Genomic DNA, 10,944 nt, shown 5'->3' with positions numbered 1-10,944 from the left:
TTATTTAGATAAAAAAGCAATAGAAGAACAATTTCATATCCAGTTCGATAACTATTTTGCTGAAGACTTAAAACTACTCGCTCCATTGCAACAAGATGGATTAGTCACAGTAAATGACAAGATAATTAAAGTTCAACGTAAAGGGCATTTACTGATACGCAACATTTGTATGTGCTTTGATATTTATATGCGAAAAATGGCAAGGCAGCAACAGTTTTCCAGAGTTATTTAATTTGATATCATTTTTCAAATCACTGAAACAACGCGAGTGATTCCTATAAAATAAATATTATGATAAGATTTAGTCCAATTTAATAAAAGAAAGTAATAACTTGTTAATTTTATTGTGTTATTAAAGGTTAACCTTTAATAACACAATTTTAGTTTAGACATGAAATTTTTATTTTAGTAAGGAGTATATTGATAAAATGGGATTGACGAATAAATTAGTAGAAGTATTTCCAACTCGCCCTTTAAAAGTTATGAAACTAAAGCAAGAAGGCTCACTTCATCAAATAAGAAGAATAGGTGCAGCAATAATTTTATTTGTGTTAGCTATGTTTATGGGCATAAGAAATTATCCTGGATTAATTGATGATTATAAAATATCACGGAATCCAGTTGTGGTTAACTATGATGTAGAAGGTACATGTCGTGCAAAACGTGCGGTTGATAACTGTTCAGTGAAAATTACCACTGATACAGGACAAGTTATTAAGCGTGATTATACTTTCATTGGAGGGAAAAAAGGAAATTATCAAGTTGTAACTGTGGCTTCTGCCGATGATCCATCACTAGTAACACTCAATTTAGCTATTGATAATATGCGAACTGTATTTGTGGCTACTACTGGTCTTATTCTTTTGTTATTATTGGTTACATGGATGAGTTTAGGATGTTTTTTAAGAACACATAAAATGACAAAAGTTATCAAGGAAATTAATGGGCAAAAATTAACACCTGTTATTGTGCCAGTTAAATTAGTCTCTTATGGTAAAATAATAACTGCTTTATATCGTGCAAACAATGCACAAGGAATAAATGCTAAATATGCAGCCAATTTTAATAAAGACTCAAACGGTGGACCAATCATTATAGGTGATAGGATTAGAAATAAATGTAATGCGTTGGCCGTAGTCGGTGAAAGCAACTCTGTTCCTATTCTTCTTGATCAAGAATTTACGCGCTGTGATTTTACCTATAATGAAATGCAGGCATTAAAAGAAGCCCTCTCATAATCTAGATATGATATCAATAATAGTGAAATCAATTTAAATCTAACAACTATTTACATTTTAAAATAAAGGGGTGATAAAATCGCCCCTTTATTTATAAAACTTGTGATATGTATTGCAACGCATCCTTTTCTTTAAAAAATAAACAAACCTCACTTATTAATGGCTTGCTAAATAAACTTTAAATTTAGTCGTTTGGGCTATCACTTCAACACATTTGAATGTTTCATCTAAAATGGCTTGATACGGTAAAAATGAATTTGCCACAATGCACAAATAACCATTTAATTTTAAATGTTTTTTAGCTTCCTTAATTAAGGAATTAACCGCAGTGTAACTGGTTTGTTTACCATCATGAAAAGGGGGATTCGAAACAATAAGATGATATTTATCATTTAAATGAGAAAAAACATCACTGGCTACAACGGCCCCATTTACACTATTACTAGCTAACGTCATTTTGCTTGACTCAATTGCTGCGCTACTAACATCGGATAACGTCAGTTCTATATCAGGGCATAATTTACCAAGCACTGTAGATAATATACCCGAGCCACAGCCCACATCCAATACATTGCCTTTTATAATATCAGCATGATCTATTAATGCATTTAATAATAACTCACTGCCTGCATCTAACCCTTTTTGGCTAAATACACCTGGCAAACTTTTAATTTCGATATCTTGATTTTCAATAGTTAAATGATAACTTAACCACCACTCATTAAGATCAAACGCTAAACGGTTTTCTGCCTGAAAATGATATAACCCACAACGTCTTGCGCTATCTATTTTTTGAATTGTCCCAAAATCGCCTAATAAAGATTCAACACTTTTTACGCCTGTGCGATTTTCACCAATAATAAAAATATCACTCCCTTTAGGCATATTATGTAATAAATACGATAGCTGAAACTGCGCTTCACTTTTCGTTTTGGGCCAATAGTAAATCAGTGTGTTCATTCCAACGTAAAAATCCACTTCTGGCAACAATGAAAAATAGGTATGATTGCCTCGTGCGCTATTTTTTAAACGTAAATACGTATGAAATTGTGTGCAATGAATCTTAACTTGATTTGCTGACATAACCGATGGATAACTATCTTGGATATCACCTGCTATCACCACATTTTTATCGTTAAAAAATGCTTGGCGGCGCTCAAGAACCTGACTTGCAGGAGTAAAAGTGGATATGGCCATATTTCCTCGATGAAAAACCTTTATAAATTGATGCGTTGATTATACAATTAACCACCTTTAATCTCTAATAAAAAACTTAAGTCGATAATGACGCAACAAGATTGGTACCTAAAGCAATGCAATATAACGCAGTATGTTTTGCGCAGACCAGCCGTATTGAAAGGTGAAGTATCCACACACATTAGTGACGAGATTCGTTTAATCGTTGTGGCCGAACAAAAACCAACGCAAAAAATCTATTTTGATATTTTAAATGCTATTCGTCTTACCGAAGAGCAAGTACTGGTCTTAACGCCTTCACAGCTTATTATACCTGCTAGTGAGATTAAAACCGTGGTTTGGTTTATTGATATTAAACCTGATGAGCATTGGGAGCATTCACTTACAATTCAAACCATAAGTTTAGACTTACTTGCAAATGCATCACAACAAAAACGCCAACTTTGGCAACAATTATGTCAATATGAAAACGATTTCCACCCTAACAAAAAATGATTTAACTAAAGCCTTTAAATTAGAACAGATCTGCCATGCGATACCGTGGTCAAAACAGACATTCTTTTCAAACCACGGGAATGGGTATTTAAATTTTAAAATAACTGTCGATAATCAGCTAGTAGGATTTTGTATCTGCCACCAAGCATTCGATGAAGCTGAGTTATTTAATATCGCTATCCATCCCAATTTTAGAAAACAAGGGCTGGCTAGAGATCTACTCAACCACTTGATAGAGAAATTAATAACCATAACATCGCCAAGCCCAATTACAACACTTTGGCTTGAAGTAAGGCAATCAAATTCACCAGCAATAAGACTATATCAATCATTGGGTTTTAACCAAATAACAGTTCGAAAAGGCTATTATCCAACAACTGATGGTAAACGAGAAGATGCAATTATTATGGCTTATACATTAGCTTTTTGACATCCTTCACACACTAAACAATGGGTGAATGACTACCACCACCGTCGTTTACCCTTTACATTTCATCCCAGAAAGCAAGATGTTACGGCTTAACGGATAAAGACATCTGAGAAAGTAATCATGCAAAGAAATACAGCCCTACTATTTGTCAATGGTGAGCCGCCGAAGTTTTACCCCAACAATTTAGATAGCTATACCTATATTGCAGCAACTGACGGCGCTTATCATAACTATTTGATTAACTCACCGATTATACCCAATTTTATTATTGGTGATTTAGATAGTTTCAATAATAACCTTACCATTCCAAAGCAAACTGAAATTATCCACACTCCCGATCAAAATAAAACGGATTTTGAAAAGGCAATCTTGTTTTTAGCAGATAAAGGCGTAACCACATTCGATATTTATGGCGCTTGCGGTCATGCTAGCGATCACTTTTTAGGTAATATTTCTGTTGCAATGAAATATTATCATCGATTTCAAATAACATTTTATGATAATTATTGCTATTTCTTTTTTGCCAAACGTTATCAAAAGATGACTAATGTAAAAAATCGTATTATTTCGCTAATGCCACTTTCAAAAGTGACTGGTTTAACTATCACAGGTTTTCAGTATCCCTTAACAAAGCAAACGCTATCATTGGGTGGATGTGTGAGTTTAAGAAACAAAATTATCAGTGATTTGGCTAAAATATCATTTAAAAACGGCGATTTAATCGTCTTTATTGAGGATTTACGTAATGTTAATTGACACACATATTTACATTACTTTACAATAATTTTCCCCAAAAAATAAGTATAATTTATTGGTCAAGGAAACTCACCATGCTTCTAAAAAAACTTTCTGTGCTTGTTTGTGCTTCATTTATTTCTTGTATATCTTTTGCACAGACCAATACCGAGCAACGTGAAACAGACAAAGTAATTGATACATTTCTCCAATGTGATAATCAGTTTTTTGAACAACTTGCTAAACACCAAGAATCAATCAACCAATATGTTGACTTAGCGACTACGCCTGAACAGGTAACCTATATTCCCGTTAAGTCTATTCAAAATCTTGATGAAAACCAAGTCATGTTTAAAAAAACACTTGAATATCATGGTTTAAAGATTATTGGTTATCGTAATATCTATATTCCAACCTCCTTGTATGGTTATTTTTTATATTGGGGTTTTATCTTTGATAATAATGAAATTGAGGTTAAAGGCGCTTTAAATAATATTAATTGGTTACCATACAATACCAATGTTTACATAGCAAATTCCCAAATTTATGATCACAAATTAAATCCAGCAACATGGCAAGACGATCCTTATGCTATTGATGGCGTTATACCAAGGATCGGAACTATTAATAAAGCACTTTACTTAGAACAAGTTGCCAATAACCAAAGTAGTATTTTTTGTTCTATCCAAGGTGATATAGAGAAAAAAGAACTATTTGTTATTCGACCAGATCTAAAACCAATTATTGAAAAACAAGAAGCCGAGCTTCAAGAAAAAATCAAAGCATATAAAGAAAAGATGCAAAAGAAAAAAGAAAAACAGGAACAGGAACAACAACCTCAAACGCACATTAACCCTATAGAAACCACCTCAAAAGATGGAGATAATATTTAAATGAAAAAGGTCAGTTTATTTTTAATTCTCTTTTCTTTTGCCACATTTAGCCATGCTGCTGAAGAAAAAATCGATAATGACGCTAAAAAAAATGAAAATACAGCAGCTGAAAGCTTGAAAGATCCTAGAGTCGGTGAGCAATTCATTCCAATATCGAAATCGAACGAAGATGATATTGTTGGTTATTCTTTTTTAGATAGAAAATCGATTAAACTTCACCCTTTTAATACTAAAATCCGTGTATTTAGTGAAGTGACTAACTACAGTCCAGCATTAGTTCAAAAAAATAATGATGGTACTGAAACGCCTTATCATTCCATTAAAATTGATTATTATGCTAATTGCGATAAAATGGAATTAGCAAAGGGCAAACTCAGAACAATTGAAAACAACTTTGGCGATGGAACATTAGTCAATACAATTGAAATGCCAAATCGCTGGGTAAATACAAACCAAGGTAGTGAGCAATATAAGTTACTTGTTATTGGTTGTTCATTACCGCTAGCACCTTAATAATTAAATCTGTACCTATTTTACTCTTGCCACCTTGCTGTGTGGCAGAGCATATCTATTTATGCTAATATCATGCCATTATTTACCTAACCGATTATACTTTTATGAATACCGCACAATTCCATGCACTTACTGATGAGCTATTTAATAAACTTGAATTGTATTTGGATGATTATGCAGATAAGCATGATATCGATTTGGACTATGAAGCAAATGGCAATGTCATTACTGTTAGTTTTCCCAATGGCAGTAAAATCATCGTTAATACCCAAGAGCCTCTTTTTCAGGTCTGGTTAGCCACTCGTATACAAGGTTATCATTTTGAATATATAAATGATAATTGGATTTGTAATCGAACTAACCAACCATTTGACCAGATTTTTTCGGAATCTGTAAGAGAACAAGCAGATCAATAAGGTAGATTAAAATCGGGGATTAATTTAACGCTCAATCCCCGTTTCATCAGATAATTATAGAATCTTACTTAAAAATGAAGTTTACAGTAAGGTAAGATTAGCCAGTTTAACTACCAACCATTTAATTCCCTCATCAACAAAAGCAATTTGTACTCGCTTATGATCGCCGTCTCCATCAAGGTTAACAATCGTGCCTTCGCCGAAGCGGTTATGCAACACTTTACGACCTAATGTGTAACCATCACTTTGGCAAGTTTTCTTAATATAAGATTTTTGGCGATCACGATAAGGTTGCCTATCTTCATTGGAATCATAATATTTTTCTTTGCCTGATAAGGTAATATCGCCTCGATAACTAATTTCATTTAATTTATCAACAGGCAATTCCGCCAAAAAGCGGGAAGGTAAATTACGTTCTTCACGTCCATATAGACGCCTTAGCTCAGCTAATGAAAGGGTCAAAAATTTACGAGCTCGAGTAATACCAACATAAGCAAGACGCCTTTCTTCTTCTATTTTTTCAGGTTCTTGGGAAGAGCGTAGGGCTGGAAATAACCCTTCTTCTAATCCAACAATAAATACATTATCAAATTCAAGGCCTTTGGCTGAATGCAGTGTCATCAATTGAACTAAATCTTGCTCGCGATTTGCATCCCGGCTTTCTAGCGACGTATAAGCTAAAAAAGACTCTAAAACAGTCAATGTTTTACCCGTTTCGCTGTCTTCAATAACCGTGTTTTCATTAGAAAGATAAAACTGCTCAGCTGCGGATATTAATTCTTCAAGATTTTCTAATCTGGATTGACCTTTAATGCCAGGTTCTTGCTCATACATTTGCAATACACCAGATAATTTAATAATCGCGTCGAGTTGCTTATAAAATGGTTGCGTACCTACTTCATTAAAAATAGAATCTATCAACTCCAAAAAACGACTAATTCCCGAACACTGTCTTTCTGTCAATGCATTAGCTTGGATTAGCATTATACACGCTTGCCACAATGAAATATTATGTTGCTTTGCTGCCAATCTAACTTTATCTAGCGTAACATTACCAATACCTCGTGGCGGTGTATTGACTGTAGCTTCAAACGCCATATCATTATTGTGGTCGTGCAATAATCGTAAATAAGCAAGTGCTAATTTTACCTCTTGCCGTTCATAAAAACGTATAGAGCCATAAATCTGATAAGGTAATCCAGCTTGTAACAAGGTATCTTCAAAGATGCGTGATTGCGCATTATTTCGGTACAAAATTGCACAACTTGCATAATTTTCGCCTTCTTGATGCAGTTTTTTTATTTGACCAATAACAAACCTCGCTTCATCAACATCATTAAAGCCAACATAAAGCGAAATGAGTTCACCATTGCCTCTATCTGTCCATAAGTTTTTTCCCAACCGATTTTTATTTTGTGCAATTAATTTATTTGCTACATCAAGAATATTACCTGTCGAACGGTAATTTTGCTCTAATCGAATTATTTCAGTTTCAGGATAATCATTAATAAATAATTGAAGATTATCTGCATTAGCACCACGCCAACTGTAGATAGATTGATCATCATCCCCTACTATCATTACATTGGCAGTCCCACCTGCTAACTTTTGTACAAAGTGGTATTGAATATGATTTGTGTCTTGAAATTCATCAATGAGGATATTGCAAAAACGGTGATGACAATAAGTTAATACTTCATTATCACGGCAAAGCAGTTCATAAGCTCTTAGGATTAATTCAGAAAAATCAACATAACCAACTCTATCACAAATAGCTTGGTAATCGCGATAAATCGTTTGCCACATAACTTGTTTAGGATCTTCTGGAACAATATCGCCAGCACGTAACCCCTTTTCTTTTTGAGTGGAAATAAAAGCAGCACATTGTTTAGGTGACCATTGTTTTTCATCTATTTTTAATTCCCGAAAAATCCGTTTGATGAGCCGAACTTGGTCTTCAGAATCAATAAGTTGAAAATTTGGTGGCAACTTAGCTTGTTCAGGAAACATGCGTAATAAACGGTGAGTCAGCCCATGAAATGTCCCTACCCACATCCCATTAAAATAACTTTCGCCTACTAATGTTTGAATTCGCTCTTGCATTTCTGCAGCAGATTTATTGGTAAAAGTAACCGCAAAAATTGATCCTGGTGAATAATGTTTCTCAATACAAAGCCAAGCAATACGGTGAACTAAAACTCGCGTTTTACCACTCCCTGCTCCAGCAAGGACAATGGTATATTGATTATCGGTGGTGACTGCATTTTGTTGTTCTGTATTCAGGTCGTCTAATAATGATTTATTATTTTGCATTACGTTCATAACCTATTTTAGTAATCGAAAACATTAACCAGCATTAATGTCGAGTGTATTATTAATATTGTTATCATATCTTGAGCCACTATTGTCGACTTGCAGCCAAGAAAAAAGAAATTTATTAAGAAAATGTATCGCTGGTATTAACATAATTTATCTTCACTTAATCTTACTGTTTATTTATACAGACACAATAAAGATTATAGCAGATTCTCTAATTCTGACAATTGAGTTATTTCCATGTGGGGCAAGCATCTTGCTTCCTCAAGTTGTAAAATATCGCGATTATAAATATTGATAAAACAAGCTAAGAAACCACTATCAATAGCACCAGCGACATCCGTTAATAAATTATCCCCTACATGTAAAATATGGTGTGATGGAATAGCTAATTTATGAGCGGCCAAATTAAAAATTTCTGGAAAAGGTTTTGAACGCGTACATTCACCACATCGCAAGGAAAATTGAAAATAATCCCCCAAATCAATTTGATTAATATCGACATTACCATTAGTGATCACCGCTAAAGGATAGTTAGCAGCCAATTGAGTTAATAATAAGTGTGTTGATTCAGGTACTTTCATCTTATGTCGCCAAAAATTAAAACAGGCAACGGATTGATCAATCACGTCGGTAAATTTTGATTTTGGAATATTGGTTTTACTTAATAACGATTTAATCGTTTGAGCTCGCCAAACATTAACATCATGATAGATTTCGGGATTATCAGCAAGCACGGCATACTTTTCAGTAAAATACTCAGATAGAGTTAAAGTATGCAACTGTTCATAACACTTAAGCGTATTGATCATCTCGTCTTCCGCTTTTTCAACGATCATACTGTTATCATATAAAGTATCATCCAGATCGAAAGTCAGCGCTTTAATCGTAGTAATAGAGCGATAAAAGTGCATCTTTATTTTCCTCTTTTAGCTCGTGGATGGGCTGAATCATAAACTTCAGACAGATGTGAAAAATCCAAATGCGTATAAACTTGAGTCGTAGATAAATCAGCATGCCCAAGCAACTCTTGCACTGCTCGCAAATCACCACTTGATTCGAGCATATGAGTTGCAAATGAATGACGTAATTTATGTGGATGGACATGGCTACTTAAGCCCTGCTTAACGCCCCATTCGGCAAATCGTTTTTCAACATTACGTGGTGAAATTCGTTTACCTAACTTTGAAATAAACAGCGCATCATCCTGTGGAATAAAAAAATCTCGCATTGACAACCAGCGTTTAATCCATTTGATAGATTCTCGGCCTAATGGCAGTTTTCGCTCTTTATTTCCTTTACCCATTACACGGACTTCACCATCAACTAGATTTAACTCTCGACAGTTAAGCGTAACTAATTCAGAAAGGCGTAACCCCGAACCATACATAACTTCAAGCATCGCTCTATCACGAACAGAAAGCGGATCATTATGGTCAATTTCAAGTAGCTGATTAATTTCGTCAATATCAATATTTTTTGGTAGATGCTGACCTAATTTGGGATTTAGCACGCCTCGAGCTGGGTTGGCGTTAAGATATTCATTTTTTACCATCCAATCACAAAAGCTGCGCAACGCAGATAATCTTAATGATAAGCTTCTAGCTTGTAACCCTGTTTGTCTGCTACGACTAATTAACAATCTTACAGCTGAAGAGTCTAAATCTTGCCAAGTTGAAATTTCGGCATCTTTTGCCAATGACATAAGCGCATAAAGTTGACGCCGATAATTAATTTGTGTGTTTAAGCTGAGCTGTTTTTCTGACTTTAAATAATTTAAAAACTGCTCAACAGGCAAAGTTAATCGAGCATCGACATTTTGATTAGGCTGAGCCATGATCTTTCCTTAATTTATTCGCATGATCCATCTACTAATTAAAATAGGTAAAATTTCACTCATTTTTTCAAGTAATAATGTCCCTTGCCCTGCTTGGTAATGTTCTGGATTAGTGCTAGTAAACATTAACAGTCCCAGATCACCAAATTGTCCTAATAATGATAAAGCTACCGAGCCAATATAACCATGTTCTGGTAGTAAAAAATCAATTTCCGTTGAATTCAATGTCCCTAAATATTGTTGGCTATACTGTAAATGCCTAACACGAATAAAATCAAACTGTAACGTATTTAAAGCTAAATGATAATAATTTGACGGCGCACTAAGTAACCATTTGTCGTCAAAAAGATATAAGTAAGCACCACTGAGACCTAACGATTTTGCCCATGTGTTTAATATGACTATTAATTGGTTTAAATCTTGCGCTTTGAACAATTCAATTTGTAAATCCATCATTTGGTTAAAAAGTAGCTCATTAGCGCTAGCATGTTCCATTAACAACGTAATTTCGGATTCTAATTGCTTAATTTTATTGCGCTGGCGTGCCATATACCATTCAGGTAATGAAATCCCCCCACGAACAGGATGAGGCACTTGAACACTCTCTACACATCGTGCATTTCGTATAAAAAAATCAGGGTTATCAATAATATATTGACTGACAATTTCATCATTCAATTGTACAGAAGATGGTTTTTTCTGGGATTTTCTTACTCGTCTATTCCTAGTAGTTTTTGCAACCATAATTCATTTCTATCATATTATATATCTAACGTTTTTGGGGGATTAAAGTCACCCTTTTAAAACAAACAAAAAAAATCAAATAAAATCAATGGGTTTTCTGAAAGATTTTTACCTATTGAAATTTTTCGGT

12 protein-coding genes and 1 pseudogene are annotated in these 10,944 nt (G+C 34.2%); 8 read left to right on the top strand and 5 right to left on the bottom strand.

Annotated features, from left to right (window positions below; all coding sequences use genetic code 11):
• Window positions 1–232, top strand: a pseudogene (locus tag A9G30_RS06820) (oxygen-independent coproporphyrinogen III oxidase); the annotation flags it as partial.
• 196 nt (window positions 233–428) lie between these two features.
• Window positions 429–1,238 carry a hypothetical protein gene (locus A9G30_RS06815; protein WP_065588459.1) on the top strand — a complete coding sequence of 270 codons (810 nt, stop codon included), beginning with the start codon at window positions 429–431 and terminating at the stop codon, window positions 1,236–1,238.
• A 156-nt stretch (window positions 1,239–1,394) separates the two neighbouring features.
• Here the strand turns inward: A9G30_RS06815 and rsmC are convergent, their stop codons facing one another.
• Window positions 1,395–2,429 carry a 16S rRNA (guanine(1207)-N(2))-methyltransferase RsmC gene (rsmC, locus tag A9G30_RS06810; protein WP_065588460.1) on the bottom strand — a complete coding sequence of 345 codons (1,035 nt, stop codon included), beginning with the start codon at window positions 2,427–2,429 and terminating at the stop codon, window positions 1,395–1,397.
• A gap of 93 nt (window positions 2,430–2,522) precedes the next feature.
• Between rsmC and A9G30_RS06805 the strand changes: the two genes are divergently transcribed.
• The 6 genes from A9G30_RS06805 (at window position 2,523) to cyaY (ending at window position 5,917) form a co-directional block, all read left to right on the top strand.
• Window positions 2,523–2,930, top strand: a complete 408-nt coding sequence (locus A9G30_RS06805) for a DNA polymerase III subunit psi (protein WP_065581421.1) — start codon at window positions 2,523–2,525, stop codon at window positions 2,928–2,930.
• Complete coding sequence (gene rimI / locus A9G30_RS06800) at window positions 2,899–3,360, top strand: ribosomal protein S18-alanine N-acetyltransferase (RefSeq protein WP_065588458.1); 462 nt, start codon at window positions 2,899–2,901, stop codon at window positions 3,358–3,360. The genes A9G30_RS06805 and rimI overlap by 32 nt, the downstream gene beginning before the upstream one ends.
• A 120-nt stretch (window positions 3,361–3,480) precedes the next feature.
• Window positions 3,481–4,116 carry a thiamine diphosphokinase gene (locus tag A9G30_RS06795; protein ID WP_065588457.1) on the top strand — a complete coding sequence of 212 codons (636 nt, stop codon included), beginning with the start codon at window positions 3,481–3,483 and terminating at the stop codon, window positions 4,114–4,116.
• Window positions 4,117–4,190: 74 nt separating this feature from the next.
• The gene (locus tag A9G30_RS06790) at window positions 4,191–4,988 is read left to right on the top strand and encodes a hypothetical protein (protein ID WP_065588456.1); all 798 of its coding nucleotides are present in this window, start codon (window positions 4,191–4,193) and stop codon (window positions 4,986–4,988) included.
• Window positions 4,989–5,501: a surface-adhesin E family protein gene (locus A9G30_RS06785; protein ID WP_065581425.1), complete on the top strand. Its 513-nt coding sequence runs from the start codon at window positions 4,989–4,991 to the stop codon at window positions 5,499–5,501.
• A gap of 104 nt (window positions 5,502–5,605) precedes the next feature.
• Window positions 5,606–5,917 carry an iron donor protein CyaY gene (cyaY, locus tag A9G30_RS06780; RefSeq protein WP_065581426.1) on the top strand — a complete coding sequence of 104 codons (312 nt, stop codon included), beginning with the start codon at window positions 5,606–5,608 and terminating at the stop codon, window positions 5,915–5,917.
• 81 nt (window positions 5,918–5,998) lie between these two features.
• Here cyaY and uvrD read toward each other — a convergent pair whose 3' ends face one another.
• From uvrD to A9G30_RS06760, 4 genes are all read right to left on the bottom strand, one after another.
• Window positions 5,999–8,230 carry a DNA helicase II gene (uvrD, locus tag A9G30_RS06775; RefSeq protein ID WP_065588455.1) on the bottom strand — a complete coding sequence of 744 codons (2,232 nt, stop codon included), beginning with the start codon at window positions 8,228–8,230 and terminating at the stop codon, window positions 5,999–6,001.
• A 203-nt stretch (window positions 8,231–8,433) separates the two neighbouring features.
• Window positions 8,434–9,147 carry a 5-amino-6-(5-phospho-D-ribitylamino)uracil phosphatase YigB gene (gene yigB, locus A9G30_RS06770; protein WP_065588454.1) on the bottom strand — a complete coding sequence of 238 codons (714 nt, stop codon included), beginning with the start codon at window positions 9,145–9,147 and terminating at the stop codon, window positions 8,434–8,436.
• A gap of 2 nt (window positions 9,148–9,149) precedes the next feature.
• Window positions 9,150–10,070 (bottom strand): tyrosine recombinase XerC, encoded by a 921-nt coding sequence (xerC, locus tag A9G30_RS06765; protein WP_065588453.1) that lies wholly within the window; start codon window positions 10,068–10,070, stop codon window positions 9,150–9,152.
• 9 nt (window positions 10,071–10,079) lie between these two features.
• On the bottom strand, window positions 10,080–10,814 hold the full coding sequence (locus A9G30_RS06760; RefSeq protein WP_065588452.1) for a DUF484 family protein: 735 nt from the start codon (window positions 10,812–10,814) through the stop codon (window positions 10,080–10,082).
• Window positions 10,815–10,944 lie beyond the last annotated feature (130 nt).

The organism is Gilliamella sp. Fer4-1 (genome assembly GCF_001690515.1).
GTDB lineage: Bacteria > Pseudomonadota > Gammaproteobacteria > Enterobacterales > Orbaceae > Gilliamella > Gilliamella apicola_C.
This window is presented reverse-complemented; position numbering and strand designations above follow the sequence as displayed.

Coding starts and splice junctions, on each gene's coding strand:
- A9G30_RS06760 (WP_065588452.1), bottom strand. CDS start 10,814: ATGGTTGCAAAAACTACTAGGAATAGACGAGTAAGAAAATCCCAGAAA.
- uvrD (WP_065588455.1), bottom strand. CDS start 8,230: ATGCAAAATAATAAATCATTATTAGACGACCTGAATACAGAACAACAA.
- A9G30_RS06795 (WP_065588457.1), top strand. CDS start 3,481: ATGCAAAGAAATACAGCCCTACTATTTGTCAATGGTGAGCCGCCGAAG.
- xerC (WP_065588453.1), bottom strand. CDS start 10,070: ATGGCTCAGCCTAATCAAAATGTCGATGCTCGATTAACTTTGCCTGTT.
- yigB (WP_065588454.1), bottom strand. CDS start 9,147: ATGCACTTTTATCGCTCTATTACTACGATTAAAGCGCTGACTTTCGAT.
- A9G30_RS06805 (WP_065581421.1), top strand. CDS start 2,523: ATGACGCAACAAGATTGGTACCTAAAGCAATGCAATATAACGCAGTAT.
- rimI (WP_065588458.1), top strand. CDS start 2,899: ATGAAAACGATTTCCACCCTAACAAAAAATGATTTAACTAAAGCCTTT.
- A9G30_RS06790 (WP_065588456.1), top strand. CDS start 4,191: ATGCTTCTAAAAAAACTTTCTGTGCTTGTTTGTGCTTCATTTATTTCT.
- A9G30_RS06785 (WP_065581425.1), top strand. CDS start 4,989: ATGAAAAAGGTCAGTTTATTTTTAATTCTCTTTTCTTTTGCCACATTT.
- A9G30_RS06815 (WP_065588459.1), top strand. CDS start 429: ATGGGATTGACGAATAAATTAGTAGAAGTATTTCCAACTCGCCCTTTA.
- cyaY (WP_065581426.1), top strand. CDS start 5,606: ATGAATACCGCACAATTCCATGCACTTACTGATGAGCTATTTAATAAA.